This is a genomic window from Mobiluncus sp. (assembly GCF_985070215.1).
Window position 1 is genome coordinate 34,110 of the sequence record NZ_CFKZQR010000013.1, and the last position, 15,198, is coordinate 49,307.

General features: G+C 54.5%; 11 protein-coding genes and 2 tRNA genes. 7 read left to right on the forward strand and 6 right to left on the reverse strand.

Annotation, left to right across the window (positions count from 1 at the left end; translation table 11 throughout):
- Positions 1 to 92: 92 nt before the first annotated feature.
- On the forward strand, positions 93 to 872 hold the full coding sequence (locus AC5LBQ_RS04290) for a glycosyltransferase family 2 protein (protein WP_297345913.1): 780 nt from the start codon (positions 93 to 95) through the stop codon (positions 870 to 872).
- Here AC5LBQ_RS04290 and AC5LBQ_RS04295 read toward each other — a convergent pair.
- Entirely contained in the window at positions 857 to 2,953 is a 2,097-nt protein-coding gene (locus tag AC5LBQ_RS04295) for a hypothetical protein (RefSeq protein ID WP_493264726.1), read from the reverse strand. The two genes, AC5LBQ_RS04290 and AC5LBQ_RS04295, sit on opposite strands and share 16 nt — an antisense overlap.
- A gap of 68 nt (positions 2,954 to 3,021) precedes the next feature.
- Positions 3,022 to 3,594, reverse strand: coding sequence for a superantigen-like protein SSL4 (locus AC5LBQ_RS04300; RefSeq protein WP_297345902.1), 573 nt, complete (start codon positions 3,592 to 3,594; stop codon positions 3,022 to 3,024).
- A 69-nt stretch (positions 3,595 to 3,663) separates the two neighbouring features.
- On the opposite strand from AC5LBQ_RS04300, the gene pheA reads away from it, so the two are divergent.
- From pheA to AC5LBQ_RS04320, 4 genes are all read left to right on the forward strand, one after another.
- A complete protein-coding gene (pheA, locus tag AC5LBQ_RS04305) occupies positions 3,664 to 4,674 on the forward strand; it encodes a prephenate dehydratase (protein ID WP_297345901.1) in 1,011 nt (336 codons plus the stop codon).
- A gap of 57 nt (positions 4,675 to 4,731) precedes the next feature.
- On the forward strand, positions 4,732 to 6,021 hold the full coding sequence (gene serS / locus AC5LBQ_RS04310; RefSeq protein ID WP_295026339.1) for a serine--tRNA ligase: 1,290 nt from the start codon (positions 4,732 to 4,734) through the stop codon (positions 6,019 to 6,021).
- Positions 6,022 to 6,067: 46 nt separating this feature from the next.
- Positions 6,068 to 6,937: an HAD family hydrolase gene (locus AC5LBQ_RS04315; RefSeq protein ID WP_295026341.1), complete on the forward strand. Its 870-nt coding sequence runs from the start codon at positions 6,068 to 6,070 to the stop codon at positions 6,935 to 6,937.
- 173 nt (positions 6,938 to 7,110) lie between these two features.
- Positions 7,111 to 8,418 (forward strand): AGE family epimerase/isomerase, encoded by a 1,308-nt coding sequence (locus tag AC5LBQ_RS04320; RefSeq protein ID WP_295026343.1) that lies wholly within the window; start codon positions 7,111 to 7,113, stop codon positions 8,416 to 8,418.
- A 144-nt stretch (positions 8,419 to 8,562) separates the two neighbouring features.
- Here the strand turns inward: AC5LBQ_RS04320 and pyk are convergent, their stop codons facing one another.
- Complete coding sequence (gene pyk / locus AC5LBQ_RS04325; protein ID WP_307741905.1) at positions 8,563 to 9,984, reverse strand: pyruvate kinase; 1,422 nt, start codon at positions 9,982 to 9,984, stop codon at positions 8,563 to 8,565.
- A 139-nt stretch (positions 9,985 to 10,123) separates the two neighbouring features.
- Positions 10,124 to 10,209 (reverse strand) — tRNA-Ser (locus tag AC5LBQ_RS04330).
- A gap of 94 nt (positions 10,210 to 10,303) precedes the next feature.
- On the opposite strand from AC5LBQ_RS04330, the gene AC5LBQ_RS04335 reads away from it, so the two are divergent.
- Both AC5LBQ_RS04335 and AC5LBQ_RS04340 read left to right on the forward strand, forming a co-directional pair.
- A tRNA-Ser gene (locus AC5LBQ_RS04335) sits at positions 10,304 to 10,388 on the forward strand.
- A 174-nt stretch (positions 10,389 to 10,562) separates the two neighbouring features.
- Positions 10,563 to 11,675, forward strand: a complete 1,113-nt coding sequence (locus AC5LBQ_RS04340; protein ID WP_493264727.1) for a tyrosine-type recombinase/integrase — start codon at positions 10,563 to 10,565, stop codon at positions 11,673 to 11,675.
- Between the two features lie 60 nt (positions 11,676 to 11,735).
- Here AC5LBQ_RS04340 and mobF read toward each other — a convergent pair whose 3' ends face one another.
- Both mobF and AC5LBQ_RS04350 read right to left on the reverse strand, forming a co-directional pair.
- Positions 11,736 to 14,501, reverse strand: a complete 2,766-nt coding sequence (gene mobF / locus AC5LBQ_RS04345) for a MobF family relaxase (RefSeq protein WP_493264728.1) — start codon at positions 14,499 to 14,501, stop codon at positions 11,736 to 11,738.
- Entirely contained in the window at positions 14,498 to 14,977 is a 480-nt protein-coding gene (locus AC5LBQ_RS04350; protein ID WP_366125153.1) for a DUF2116 family Zn-ribbon domain-containing protein, read from the reverse strand. Before AC5LBQ_RS04350 ends, mobF begins: the two co-directional genes overlap by 4 nt.
- Positions 14,978 to 15,198: the final 221 nt, after the last annotated feature.

The following is a 15,198-nucleotide window of genomic DNA, read 5'->3' on the forward strand; positions in this document are numbered from 1 at the left end:
GCGCCGAAAGCTCGCATTTGGCTAGATAGGGCTTTAAAATTGCACACGTGCCTGAAACTGACAAGGAAAACAGCAAAAACTCTGCCCCAGCCATTCCTGATCCGAACCAGAAAGTTGCGGTCATCATTCCCGCCAAGGACGAAGGCGATTCGATTGGGGCGACAATTCGTGCCTCCAAGGCTTTGCCCCGAGCCGATTTATTCGTGGTGATTGATGATGGGTCTAATGACAATACGGGTGAAGCCGCGCGCAGTGCCGGTGCCGTGGTGGTACGCCATTCCGTCAACCGCGGTAAGGCCAGTGCTATGGAAACAGGGGCAAAAGTCGTGGCTATGCGCGACCCCGAGGACGGGCCTCGGCGTCTCATTCTGTTCCTGGACGCGGACTTGGGAGATTCCGCCGCCCAGACTTTCCCGCTGGTGGAGGCGGTAATGCAGGGACGCACGGACTGTGCCATAGCTGCCCTGCCGCGCCAAGCCGGTGCCGGTGGTCACGGTTTTGTGACACGTTTATCGCGCCGGGCCATTCGCTGGGCGACCGGGTGGGAACCGCTCCAACCACTGTCGGGTCAGCGCTGCCTGAGTGCGGAAGCCTTTTTCGATTGTCTGCCCCTGGCGCATAAGTGGGGGGTGGAAACCGGCATGACTATCGACCTGCTGGTTAAGGGGTACTCGGTGCAGGAAGTTCCTTGCGACCTGACACACCGGGCTACCGGCAACGATATGGCGGGATACCGTCACCGCCTGAGCCAATTCCGGGATGTATTTCTGGCCTCCGCCACACGCTTTGTGCGCCACGTTCGGGCTCCCCTTCGGCTGCGCCTGTCCGCAGCAATTAAACAGGAGCCCGGTGAGGTTTACTGCCTGAAGTAAGGCTGCACTGAACGGTTATCGCCTGGGGAGTCAATCAGGAACTTGTGACATCCTTGAGCCAAGATGGCCGGAAACATGACGGCGGCTCCCGCCAGACCCAGCAGGATTCCCGAATCATTGAGCAGCATGCCCACCACCATAGTGGTAATCCAGGCGCTAAATAAGGCTCTTTCCGCGTGATTCCAGGCAATTCCTTCGGGACGAAGTTTTGCGCCGACGCTACCCCACAACCAACCGTAGTCACGGCGGTAAGGGTTTCGCATATTGGCGAATAACGGAGCCAAAATAATCACCATCGCCAGCAGAATAGCCAGAATAACGCTGATAATGAGCCACGCCGGCCAGCCAGCGTTCCAAACCATCGTGGATTTATTAATGAGTACCGGCAGCACCCGGCCCTGAGTGAGCGTATCGATAAAGTTACCCAAATGGGTCCGTTCCGCAGCGGGACGCAACCAATCAATATAAGCAAATAGAGCTGCTACAGCTACCGTTAATAAGACTATCAGTGCAGATGATAGGACTGTTAGAGGTTTTCGGTTGAATTTTAAGAACAGAATGGCAAAGCCGGGAACCAGAGCCATCGTGCCACCAAAATCCGCCCCCAAGCTGGGGGCAGAATCTAGGAAAATTACCGCGCTAGCCATGACAATCAGCACCACCATCAAGGATTTCTCTGTGGTCGTAGATTGTTTGCGTTCCGCTACCAACCCGTAGACAACCGTAGCGAGAATCAGTGCTCCGGTGGCGAGTACCGCAAACATGACATTGTCGATGCCAAAGAAACGCCCCCCGACTGTTGATTGCAGTCCCATAATGGAATCCAACACCATCGGGGAACCAATCAAGGGGTCTAGTACCCCTACTATCAGCGACGATATGCTTATTATGAATAACGGGCCGAGAAGGGAATTCAACCCCAAAGCACTCCAGACGATAGCCACGAGGGCGCTCAGGATTACCGGGAGCAAACATCCTAGCCACAGATAGCTAGCGGCGGCAACGTCTGTGTCGGCCGGTCCGAGTTCCCACCACGGTGCCAAGTTCATGAAATATGCCATTGCCGGGATGAGAGCGGCAAAGGTTGCCACCATTCGCCAAAATCCCAACAGCGCCCGAGGCTGGTCCCACTCCTCACCCAACCGGGGGTGCGTGCGGCGGTTCAGCATCCATACTGCCGCAATCAAAAGCAAAGCTACTCCCACTCCCAAGCCGGGAAGAAACCAAACCTGGACATTGCGAATCATCGCGGCTCGGCGCGCCGCCGATGCGAGAGACTCCACAGTGACCACATTTCCCATAGTGATTGCGGAGCCTTGCACCCACGCTGGTTTTTCAGCTCCAACGTAATCCAAGATGGTAGCGGTCAAGTCGGCGGTTTGCACCCATCCCGGTCGATGAGTGGAAGCCGAGGTCGCGCCCCCATTGCCGAACTGGGGGCCGCGCGCCGCAAAGACTTGCAGTCGGGGATCTCCCGGCGGGACAATCGTCTTTTTGGGGGCAGATTTGTCAATTAGGTAAACATCAGATTCTCGATTTGTCACCGGTTTATCGTCAGCTATTGAGGAAATAATGGTATTCCACCCCAAATCGTCACCACGCTGCCAGGCAGCGCGCAGAACTTGGGGCTGCAAATGGCGGGGAAACACCCGCATATCTACCACGACTACCGCTCCGGGAGTCATGACCTGGCAGAGCAGGTCCGCAAACACTTCCGGACTGGCGCCGCGATAGCTGGAGGCCGGTGAAAAACTCAGGGACTTGGGAAGGTTGGCGCCGGGTGCGTCAGGATGCACGAAACCCATTCCAGCCGCGGCTCCATCACCAAACAAACGCAAGTTCACACCCGAATCCAGCACCGCCTGGCCCAGGATCCATCCGTTCTCGCTCGACCCCGTACGATTCCCCGTCGCCAAAGCGCGAAATCCGGCAGCGGGAAGAGTGGTGTTCGCTTTGGTGCGCACCACCGAATTGGCGCGGGTAGAACTTTCCAAGAGCTGACGTAAATCCGGGTCGGCCAGGGAATCATCATCCCAACGCCATTGGATGCCTAACAAAACTAACAGAGGTGTGCGGCTCACCTGGGCAGACATGCCTACCGGACCGAAGCCACCACCCAGACTGGGAACCGATGAATACGCACCGGTAGCTATGCTTTTGGGACCGCGACCTCGTGAACCCGGTCAACTCGTGAATCCTTAGCGATGGGACCCATAGCCACTGGCGGCGCCCCTTCGGGGGCTTCCGAAGCGGTCGGCTCCTGAGGCGCTCCTGGAACTTCAAAAGTCTGGACGACAGTGGAGGACGGGTTCTCCTCTTGAGCCGGCGACTCAGTCGGAGTTGCCTCAGGAGTTTTCTCAGGTTTCGTCTGCTTCTTAGTTTCTGTGGGAGTTGCCGCCGTCTTAGGTTTGATTGCCTCCGAGGTACGACGCCCCGCCTCGCTGAGGGAGCCTACATCCACACCGGCAATCTCGTGATGTTCGAATGGATCCCAGTGCATTTCTTGGGAAGGATCCCAGGGCTTCACGTCAAAAGTATTGGTTGAGCTCATCGCCCCCGCGATCAAGCCCATGCTGACAATAATTGCGGTCAAACCAGCAACCAGGTAACGCGTAGTGGGCAGCGGTTTATAAGAACGCTTAATCGGTTTGCGCGTACCGCTTCCCGCTCGCCCCGACATTGAGCGCGAGGGCGTAGAAGGAGGTTTGACTTTTGTCTGCATGGTTAAAATCATACCGAGTTTTGTCGAAATTGCGCTGCTTCGCGATAATTATTTTGAGGAGTACTGCCTATGAATACCGCATTAACAGACCCGGCACCATCGATTTCGACTGGAACCTCACTTCCCGGACCGGAGGTGAGAGGTCCTTTACGAGTTTCCTTCCTGGGACCTTTCGGGACATTTAGCGAACAAGCTACCCGAGAAATCACACCCCGCGGCGCTACCTTGCTACCCGCTGCTGGCGTCGAATCCGCCCTGCACCTGGTTCGTACCGGCGAGGCCGATCGCGCAGTGGTTCCAATTGAAAACTCGGTGGAAGGCGGAGTTAACGCCACTTTGGACGCTTTAGCTCACGGTCAACCCTTGACGATTGTGGGCGAAGTTTTAGTACCGATTGCCTTTGCGTTGATGGTACGGACAGATTCCGGGCTGGAGTTGGGTCAGATTAAGAGAATCGGCACACATCCACACGCCTGGGCACAAACTCGCTGTTGGGTGGAACAGCACATCGGCGAAGTAACTCATATTCCCACCACCTCCACCGCCGCGGCCGCCAAACTGCTGATGGAAGATGACTCGTGCGGCTATGACGCGGCTCTTTGCTCCGCAGTGTCCGCTTCGGCCTACGGCGGAAAAACTCTCGCGGAGGGGATTGCGGATGACGACAGCGCCCAAACCCGATTCGTCCTAGTTTCCCCTCCCGGAGCTATTCCTCCCCCCACAGGGGCAGACAAAACCACAGTTCAAGTTACGTTACCGGACAATGAATCCGGCGCGCTTCTGACCATGCTAGAACAGTTTTCGGCACGGGGAGTAAACCTTTCGCGCATTGAATCACGCCCTGTCGGAGGGCACTTTGACCGCTATGCCTTTTCCATTGATATCGAGGGCCATATTTTTGAAGAACGTGTCAAAGATGCTTTGATGGGGCTGCATCGGACCTGCCCGGATGTGCGGTTTTTAGGTTCGTATCCGCGGGCGGATCGGATGCGTACTCAGATTGTGCGGGGGACGGCGAATATGGATTTCGCCACGGCACAAGCCTGGATGGAACAGGTCGTCTCCGGTCGCGCGGTGTGAGTTCGCTATCGAGCCGCGCTATCTAAAGATGAGGCGCAAAACGGTTATGCTTTAAGCATGATTGATTTGCGTGCGATGAAAGACAATCCGGAACCGATGCGGGCCTCTCAGGTGGCTCGCGGTAACGACCCCGCAACTGTAGACCAGGCCTTAGCCGCTGACGAACGCCGCCGGGCGGCGCTGACCGCTTTTGAAACAGCGCGCGCTGAGCAAAAGGCCTTTTCCAAGAAAATCGGCAGTGCCTCGAAAGAGGAACGCCCCGCCCTGCTGGAGCAGGCCAAGAAGCTGAGTGAAAACGTCAAGGCTTTGGAAGATGCCTCCAACCAGGCTGCTGAGGAAGCCAAGCGGGCCGCGATGGTGCTGGAAAACCTGATTTTGGACGGGGTGCCTTCCGGCGGTGAGGACGACTACGAGGTCCTGGGCCAGGAGGGTGTAGCGATTCGTGACTTTGCGGCGGAAGGCTTCACCCCCAAGGATCATCTCGACCTGGGTATCGGTTTGGATGCCATCGACACCGATCGGGGCGCCAAAGTTTCGGGGGCGCGGTTCTACTATCTGAAGGGAGTGGGCGCGCGCCTCGAACTCGCTATCCTCAATGCTGCTTTCGACACCGCCATGGCTCACGGGTTCACCCCGATGATTACGCCGTGCATGGTGTCACCTGAGACTATGAGCGGGACGGGATTCTTGGGCGAGCACTCGGACGAGATTTACTACTTGCCTGCTGATGAACTCTATTTGACCGGCACCTCCGAGGTCGCTCTGGCGGGCTATCACACGAATGAAATCATCGATTTATCCGCCGGCCCCAAACGCTATACCGGCTGGTCAGCCTGTTTTAGGCGCGAGGCAGGTTCCTACGGTAAGGATACCCGCGGCATTATTCGCGTCCACCAGTTCCACAAGGTAGAGATGTTTTCCTATTGCAAGCCCGAAGATGCGCTGGCGGAGCATCAAAAGCTGCTCAATATGGAACGCGAAATGCTCGCCAAGGTGGAGTTGCCCTATCGGGTCATCAATACCGCGGCCGGGGATCTCGGTTCCAGCGCGGCGCAAAAGTTTGACTGCGAAGCCTGGCTTCCCACCCAGAAGCGGTTTATGGAGGTCACGTCTACCTCCAACTGCACGACCTTCCAGGCACGACGCCTAGGAATTCGCTACCGCGATGCGGAAGGAAAACCGCAGGTCTGCGCCACTTTGAACGGAACGTTGGGAACTACGCGCTGGATTGTGGCTATTTTAGAAAACCATCAGCAGGCCGATGGTTCGGTGCGGGTACCCGCCGGGTTACGTCCCTATCTGGGCGGGTTGGAAGTTCTGGAACCTATCAGTCAACCAGGTAAATAACTTGAATCGTTTTCCATCAGGATATTAGCCGATTCCGGAGGTTTTTTTGGGCGAGTATGCCGAACAAGTCACGCGCCACGCTATCGCGCTGGGACTAATGGGCTTGCCCAAAAATCCTCGTGACGTGTTGGTCTCCCTGGACATTGACGGCACCATAGTCACCCCCGAACAGCAGATTTATCCCAAAGTAAAGGAATATGCCGATCGACTCCGTATTGGTGGGGTTCACATCTGCATCACCACAGGACGTTCCGTTCCGGCAACCCTGCCGGTGGTGGAAGGGCTGGAACTGGAAAGTGCCTGGATTGCCAGTGCTAATGGCTCCTTGGTCGGTCATTATACGCAAACTGACGGTTACGCCCTGACGAATCAATATACTTTCGATCCTCGTCCCATAGTTGCTCGCGTGCTGCAGGTTCTTCCCGAAGCCTGCATTGGAGTGGAGGACAATCCCCTCGGTTTCCGGGTTTCCAAGCCTTTCCCTCCCGGAGAACTGCGTGAAACCCTGGAGGTTCAAGACCTCGATACACTTTTGGCGACCCCGGTTTCCCGGGTGGTCATTCGTGAACCCCAGTTGAATAATGAGGAATTTCATTGCGCGGTTAATCGCATTGATTTTACCGGGGTGGAACACGCTATCGGGTGGCGTTCCTGGCTGGACATCAACCCTCCGGGAACTTCAAAAGGGCACGGACTTGCCACTGTTTGCGCGAATTTAGGGGTTGACTTGGGTCACACTATTGCCATCGGAGACGGAGGTAACGATATCCCCCTGCTGCGAACCGCTGGTTACGGTGTCGCCATGGGAAATGCCCGACCCGAAGTCAAGGCAGCCGCTGCCGCCACTACCCTGCCGGACACGAAGCAGGGTGCGGGTGCAGTCTTGGAAGCTCTCACCCAAGTAATGGGACTTTGAAGTACTCGAAGCCTCCAGGGTGAATCGGTTACCAGATAAAAATCTGCCGAACGCAACGCGAAACTTACTCTCTCAAGCAATTAATAAGTGTTGAAAATTCAACCGAAGTCCAAAAAACTTAGGAATCAACGGGTAAAATTTTCGTATCGATGGCTGGTGAGGAGGGAGCGACAATGCCAAGATTCGATTCCACTGAACATGTTCGTTGGCTAGGAAATCACCTGCAAACGGTGCTGGAATACGGCCAGCATGCATACATTCACGGCGGTTTTGGGTACATTCGCAGCGATGGGAGCGTCGATACAGCAAAACCTGTGGAGCTCGATTTGACGGCTCGCTCGACCTACATTTATGCCGTAGCTTCGTTATTGGGAATCCCCGGATCTCTGCGACGGTGCGAACACGGAGTCCAAGCCATCACATATGCGTTCAAAGATCCTGACTACGATGGCTGGTTTTCTTTGATTGAACCAATTCAAGAACGCCAAAAGTTAGCAAATACGCGTGGCATACCTGCAGGGACAGAGGGGAATCGGAAAAGCTCACGGGCTATGTCCTATCTTTTGGAGGCAGCTGCCGCAGCTTCATTAACCCCTGTCAGTAGCGCTAAAGACTTACTGAAACAAGCCATCAAAGTCGAAGAGAAATACTTTTGGGACGAAGAACTTGGCCGTGTAAACGAAAACTTCGCGCGGGATTTTTCTGAGATGGAAAGCTATCACGGCATGAGCTCAAATCTGCACGCCGTCTCGGCTTTTCTCGCTGTCGGTGATGCCACTCAAGACAAAAAGTGGATTGAACGAGCCTCGCGGATTGTTTCATTTGCCATGGAGCAAGCCCGGAACAACAATTGGCGTGTCCCGGAACATTTCGATGGAAATTGGAATCTGGATCGAAACTACAACGTCGGCACTCCAGCTGACCCGCGCCGGCCGTATGGAATCAACGTCGGACATAATTTTGGCTGGTCACGGAAAATTGTCCAAGTCGCTGCCGCTTCACAAAAAAACGGTCTCGAGCCACCGAAAGATTACTTGCACGTGGCCCGGGAGATTTTTAATCGGACAGCCTCAGATTCGTGGTGTAAAGACGGCCATAGCGGTATTTTCTTTACCGTGGACTACCAAGGTAAACCTTTGATGCGTCAACGGTTTACCTGGGTTCTCACGGAAGCCATCCAAGCTGTAGTAGCCCTGGTTTTTGAGTTGCGTGAACAGGGTGCCTCAGTGGAAGAATTAGAACCTTACCTCGAGCTTTACTATCGATGGTGGGACTATTTGGAGGGATACGTAATCCAAAGTGATGGCTACTGGGTAGGCGAGCTGAACGCAAACAACCTACCTGATGACACCGTATGGCCCGGGGCTCCCGATATTTTTCATTCGGTTAGAGTACTGCTGGCTCCGCGTTTGCCGAACGCTCTCTCCACCCCGGCCGCGATTGCCCAAGGCCACCTCGACCACCCTCATCGCGCCGAATGACAGGACGGTCTGTAGGTACAGTCGCTCCCGATTTGTCTGCCGAGGCTGATACCCGGGTTCTGGAACAGCGCCCTAGTCGTCGCAACTGAGTCCGACAGCCCCGTCTCACGCTCGGCAAATCGTCAACCGTGTCAATGAATGGAATCAGACATCTCGGTATGAACCTACCCGGTGCAACCGGATAGAGTTGGTGTTGCCCTCTTGCCCTGGGGGGAGACCCCCGACAAATACGGCAACTTGGTCTCGTTGGGCAATACCGCGCTCCAGCAAAATATCTTCCGCCTCATGAATCATCAGATAGAGTCGCCGCGCCATTTTGATGGGATAGGTTTGAATCCCCCATTCCAGAGCCAATTGGCGACGGACGTGTTCGTGATAGCAGAACACATACAGAGGTATTGTGGAGCGCAATCGAGCCAACCGGTGAGCTGTAGCTCCAGAATTTGTGAAAGCCGCCACGAACTTAGAATTGGTTGACTTCGCAATCAAAATCGAATGACGCGCAATGATGGATTCCCAATCAAGGTCGCCGTCCTTGAGTTTCGCGAAGTGGCGCGTTCCTAGCTCCTCAGCAGCTTCGATGATTTTTGCCATTGTTTCTACGGCTTGAATCGGATAGCTGCCCACCGCCGTCTCGCCTGAAAGCATGACCGCGCTAGCCCCATCCCACACCGCATTGGCACAATCTGAGGCTTCTGCTCTGGTGGGACGCGCGTTGCAAATCATGGATTCCAGCACTTGGGTAGCCACTATGACCGGTTTTGCCTCAGCACGGCACAATTCGATGGCTCTCTTTTGCACAGTAGGAATTTCCTCCAGCGGCATTTCCACCCCGAGATCACCGCGAGCCACCATGATGGCATCGAAAGCGTGAATAATTTCCTGCAAATGATTCACAGCCTGGGGTTTTTCAATTTTGGCGATAACCGGGAGGCGATGCCCAACTTCGTCCATTATCCGATGTACGTCATCCAGGTCATCTGCCCGACGCACAAATGACAGGGCAATGTAGTCAACGTCCTGGGTCAGCGCCCAGCGCAAGTCGTCTTTATCTTTTTCGGAAAGAGCCGGTACGGAAACAGCCACGCCCGGCAAGTTCAGCCCTTTATGATCCGATACTGTTCCGGGAACCTCGACTTTTGTCACCACATCCTCGCCTTCGATGCGAGTGACCCTGACTTGCACGTTACCGTCATCAATCAAAAGCACATCACCGGGATGACAGTCGCCTGGCAGTCCCTTGAAAGTCGTAGAGACGATGCTGGCATCCCCCGGTACATCACGGGTGGTAATGGTGAAATCCTGCCCCAGAAGGAGATTTTCAAGACCGTTGACGAACGTCCCCAGGCGAATCTTGGGACCCTGTAAGTCAACCAGGACAGCCACGGGATGTTCAAATTCTTTCTCAACTCGGCGTACCAAGTCGATTTGCTCAGCCGCCTCCGCTTGAGTGCCGTGGGAACGATTGATACGCACCACATTCATCCCGGCTTGCATCAAGGAACGAATCTTATCCTCAGAATTCGTAGCGGGGCCAAGGGTACAGACAATTTTGGAACGACGCATAGTACAAGGCTATCTCCATTAACCGGCAAAACTGAAAGGAATTATCTCTATATCCTGTAGGCGTATGCCGCAGGATACAGAACTTGGATCTGCCAGTAAGTATAAAAATTCCCGCGTCACTACAGGTGACGCGGGTTTGCGGAGACGACAGGATTTGAACCTGCGAGGGGCAAGGCCCCTAACACCTTAGCAGGGTGCCGCTTTCGGCCGCTCAGCCACGTCTCCAAGGGTTTTAACTCTAGCGAAATTCCCTCAGATTTTCCAAAAGTCGGCAGCTCGGCTTTCACCTGATAGAATCGGTATCACGCTTTTCGCGCATGGAGGGCTGACAGAGCGGCCGAATGTGACGGTCTTGAAAACCGTTGTGGGGAAACTCACCGGGGGTTCGAATCCCTCGCCCTCCGCTTTTACCCCCGGCAATCGTTGATATTCTGCGGATTTTATGTTGATATAGCGGCGTTTTATCGTGCTTGTGTATTACCCATCTTTGGACATTTTTACCCATCTTTCGCTATGATGTTGCACGAAATGTTGCACGAAATGTGACCAGTTGCACGTTCCAGATTGGGGGCTTTGTCATGTCTAGGGAAGCCTGGGGAACTATCCGTCAGCTTCCTTCTGGGAATTATCAGGCGCAAACCCCGGTGATTGATGGTCACAGAATTAAGGCTCCGAACACTTTTCGGACTCGTAATGAGGCGCGGACGTGGTTGTTACGTGCTCAGGTGCGGATTGCTGATGGGGAAGATATTGAACAGATGCGCGAGGAGGAACGTGTGGTCGCGCACAAGGTTCCGACGATGCAGCAGGTTTTTGTGGAGATGCTGACCCAGATGGAACAGGCAGATTATTCCCCGAATACAATCAGGACTTACCGATCTAGTTGGGTGCGTTATTTGCAGCCTGATATTGGTAGTATGCCGGTGACTAAGATGACTTCTAAATGGATTGTGGCTTGGGATGCTGGTATGAAGTGGGAGGCACAGAATACTCGGCGTAAGGCGACGAATTTGTTGAAGCGGATGCTGACTTATGCTGCGGATGCCGGGTATATTGAGCAGGTTCCCAGGGTGAGGTTGGCCGTGGCCAACCGGCAGAGGCGGACTAAGTATCTCACTGCTACGCCCCAGCAGCTTGCCGCGATACGTGAAGGAATGCCTCGCGAGTTGGCTGTTACTATCGATTTGGCGGGTTGGTGTGCATTGCGTTTCGGGGAAATCGCGGCGCTGCGTGGCGGGGATATTGATGTGTTGGCGGGGACAGTTCGAGTCACGAAGAGTACCAAGCGTGGGATAGGTGGAGCGATTTCAGAAGGACCGGTGAAAACGCTGGCAGGAAACCGCACGGTGGCCATCCCCCCTGTCGCACTTGAGCGTATTAAGCAACACTTGGATGAGTACGGGATTGGAACCACTGACTTGGTTGTGTGGCAGCCTGGCTCACAGGGGAAAGCTTGGCTCAGAAATAAGGAGCTGCATTCCAGGTTTGACCCGGTAGTGAAATCTCTAGGCTTGGAAGGACTACGATTCCATGATTTACGTCACACTGGGTTAACTTTGGCTGGAGAAGCTGGAGCGACTTTGGCGGAACTCATGGCACGGGCTGGACACTCCGATGTTGGAGCTGCCATGATTTACCAACACGCCTCACTGGAAAGAGATCGCGCCCTCGCGGCCAAGCTCGGGGGATAATGCTGACCGGGGCAGGCGAGAGCGTCCCCCTTGGCTTCCTGGAAGTTTGGGCTTTGACTCCTATAGTTCGTAGCCGCTGTTTTGAAGTTCTGGGTATGCGTCTACTGGTGGTGGGGTGGGGTGTATGGTGGCGACCATTTGTGGTGTTTCTTCCTGCCGGGCTGGTTTTTGGAATAGTTCGATGGCGGTGCGGTTGTCCTCTCTGTTTTGGATGGCTTGAGTGAAAATTTGGATGCCACTGATTTCTTGGGGGGTTGGCCCGTCTGGGCTGGCTGGGGTGGAGGTGATGGCCCAAGCTGTGTTGCAGTTTTTCCCGCGAGTCATTCCGACGTAGAGACCGTTGGCGGTGGTGGTGTCGGAAATGAGGGTGTGGCAGGTGTCTACGGTTCGTCCTTGCGCGCGGTGGATGGTGCCCGCGTAGCCGAGGTCTACGTGTTGGGTGACGTATTGGGCGGGAAGGGTCAGCAGGATGTCCTTTCCGATTGGGGATACGAGGAGAGTGCCGTCTTTGTTGATGGCGCGGATTTGGAAGGTTGCACCGTTGATTACTTCGTCATGGATGGTTTTCCTAGCATTGCGCCGGGTGACGATTTTGTCTCCGAGTCGGGCTTGGGTTGCGTCGTGCAGGGTGATGGTTTGTCCGTTTGCTTGGACTTTTCCGGCTTCGATGAGGCGGTTTTGGGCGGCTTGGTTTAGTCGGGTGACTGTTTCGTTATCGCCTGCGAGCATGAGGGATTCTTTGTTTTCGCTGGTGTCGTTCCACCAGGCTGCAAACATTTGGGTTTCGATGGTTTGAGCAGGACCTGACTTTATCCGCTCGTTTTTTAGATAGGTCGCTACTACTGATAGGTCTTTGCCGGTGCGTAGCGCGAGAGAGGCTTCGGCTTCCCAGGGGTTTTTGAATCGGTGAACTTCTGAGAGGCTGGGTGGGGTGGGGTGTTCTCTGGTGAGCATGGCGAAGGCTCCCCCGACTTCGACTGCGTTTAGCTGGTTTGGATCGCCTACGAGCAGGATTTTTCCGCCTTTTTCGCGTACTGCTTGGGTGATTTCGGCGAGTTCCAGGGTGCCGGACATGGAGGCTTCATCGATGATTACGAGCGTGTTTTTATCGAATTCGGGGCGGTGTTGGCTGTGTATCCATGAGGCGAGTGTGTTTGCGTCTCCGGTGGATTCTTTTAGGACTTTCGCTGCTACGGCTGAGGGGGCGTAGCCGTAGACTTCGCCTCCGTTTTGTCGCCATACGTCTACAAGCCCGGACAGGGTGGTGGTTTTTCCGGCTCCGGCGGGTCCTACGAGCAGGTCGCAGGTACGGTTGGAAGTGAGGATTTCCCACGCTGCCATTGCTTGGGTGCGAGATAGCGCCCAACCGTCATCGCTGCGCCATTGGTCGAGTTGGGTGACGACTGTCTGGTGGTCTATGCCTTTCGCGAGATACGTGTTAGAGGTGTCGAGCATGAGGGTTTCAGCGTCCAGGATGCGTTGGGTGGACCAGCGCCGGTATTGGGTGGGTTGGTCAGGGTTGAGTTCAATCATGCCTTCCATAATGTTGTCGCTGATTTCTTCCACGACTTCATCCCTGCCATAGGCGAGGCGGACTTCTCTGGCGGCGCGTTCGACTTCAGCGACAACGTTCCAGCGGCTCCAGTTTGATTTCGATTTCTCTAAGGCTTGCAGGGCGATATGCCCCAGCTGTTGTTTATATTGTTCGGCGAGGTCTTGGGGGGTGGCGAGTCCACGACCAGCGGCATCGAGGTTACATACGTCGTCTAGGTGGGTTTTCCCGGCGCGGGTTGCCCACAGTTCACGTAACTGTTCCAGTGAGGCGCGTTTTTTGGCGCGTCTAGTTTTGTCCCATGCTGCCTTGTCGTCTTTTCTGTTGCTAGATTCTGTTCGTGCTGCCACGATTTTCCGGTGGCGGGTGGAGAATTCTTGAATGAGGCTTTCGTCTATGCCTTGGATGCCCCAGATTGGTTTCCCGCTGCGGGTTTCGGAACGGATTTCCCAGGCTACCCCGAGGCGCGCGGTGAGAATGTCCATCAGGATGTTGTCGTAGTATTCGCTGATAGCTACGGCTGAGGGGAATACTCCCCCGCGTGAGTCGATGGTGAGCCATTTTCCGTCTTGGGTTTGAACCTTATTGGCGACCACAACGTGTGAGTGTAGATGAGGGTCGCCTTCACGGGTGTCCCAGTGGTCGTATCGTGCTGCGATGAGTCCTCGGGTTTTGACTTGATTTTTTCCTCCTGAGCCTTCGCGAGTGTAGAGGGCTGTGGCTTCGAGGCGTGCGAGGGTGCGGTTGATGGCATCGTGGTGGGCTTTTTCTACGATTTCGCGCACTCCGTTATCCCCCAGTCCCCACAGTAGGGAGATGTCTTTGGCGGGTGAGAACGTGAAGTCAAAGCCATGTACGGAACCGTTGGGCTTCGCGTTTGCTTGAAAGTATTTATGCAGGATTCGTTTGGCCACAGCTGGTGCTTCAGCGCGGTATTCTTCAACTTGAGCTATGAATTCTTCATCTATTGTTTTTGGTATAACCGTTTTGAAAGCGCTGCCGAGTTGTTCACCCGTGTCGGGGTGTTTTCCAAAACCAATCAGGTTTTCCAGCTGACTGGTACTGACCATATCGCCTGAGTTTATCCCGGCAAAGGCGTTTATACCGCTTCCGAGCCACACGCCGGGTGGGGTACCATTATTAGTGTAATAACGAGTGGAACCGCTGATACTATTGGGCTGTATCGGGTTTTCATCCGCTATGGAATCAGTCAAGTATTTGATGATTCCTTTGGAGCCTCGTCCATAGTCTTTAAGTTCGGTTACTGCCATCATTTTATCTCCACCCATCCCTCGAATAGTTGCAGTGTGCCGCACGGCCACTGATGCCCACATTCTGTACAAATGATTATGTCGTCCCCACTGGGGGTGTGGAGTTGTCGCAAAAGGTCGTATAATACAGTTAGTTCTTCGGTGAGGATGCGTCTTTGGCGGCGTTGTTCGTTATGATATTTGTTCTTACAGGAGGTGGAACAATACATCCTCCACGATGGAATGGGTTTTTTACAAACCCTGCAACGGGTGATAGTTTCACTATCGTAAACTGTCTGTTTGTATTCTCTCCGACATTTTTTACAACAAAAGTTTCCGTCCCCTAATTTAGGATTGAAAACTTTATAGCAGTTCTTACATTTTCTGCCTTTGTTGAGCCGCTCGAATCTGGCACGCTTACACGATTCTGAGCAAGTGCGTTTCCCTAACGTTTTACAGACGTACAATTTCCCACACTCGGGACATTGCTTTTCAATCATGAGTATTCCTTTCAATCGGTGAATGCCGACCTTCACTCTTTAATGCGCAGCATCCCGCAGCGGCGGGTTGGGTGATTGTGACCTTCCCGCCTGACCCCTTTGACCTACATCGACTGACCCCCGTTTTGACCCTGACCCTCTGGTTCATGACCCACCAGTGACCCACCTGAATCAGGTCACTGACCCTGAGCTGCTGACCCGGATTTGGGTCAAGTGACCCC

What these genes read in the sequence shown, in the direction of transcription:
- AC5LBQ_RS04340 (WP_493264727.1), top strand. Translation starts at nt 10,563, where the DNA reads ATGTCTAGGGAAGCCTGGGGAACTATCCGTCAGCTTCCTTCTGGGAAT.
- AC5LBQ_RS04350 (WP_366125153.1), bottom strand. Translation starts at nt 14,977, where the DNA reads ATGATTGAAAAGCAATGTCCCGAGTGTGGGAAATTGTACGTCTGTAAA.
- mobF (WP_493264728.1), bottom strand. Translation starts at nt 14,501, where the DNA reads ATGATGGCAGTAACCGAACTTAAAGACTATGGACGAGGCTCCAAAGGA.
- pheA (WP_297345901.1), top strand. Translation starts at nt 3,664, where the DNA reads ATGAATACCGCATTAACAGACCCGGCACCATCGATTTCGACTGGAACC.
- serS (WP_295026339.1), top strand. Translation starts at nt 4,732, where the DNA reads ATGATTGATTTGCGTGCGATGAAAGACAATCCGGAACCGATGCGGGCC.
- AC5LBQ_RS04300 (WP_297345902.1), bottom strand. Translation starts at nt 3,594, where the DNA reads ATGCAGACAAAAGTCAAACCTCCTTCTACGCCCTCGCGCTCAATGTCG.
- pyk (WP_307741905.1), bottom strand. Translation starts at nt 9,984, where the DNA reads ATGCGTCGTTCCAAAATTGTCTGTACCCTTGGCCCCGCTACGAATTCT.
- AC5LBQ_RS04320 (WP_295026343.1), top strand. Translation starts at nt 7,111, where the DNA reads ATGCCAAGATTCGATTCCACTGAACATGTTCGTTGGCTAGGAAATCAC.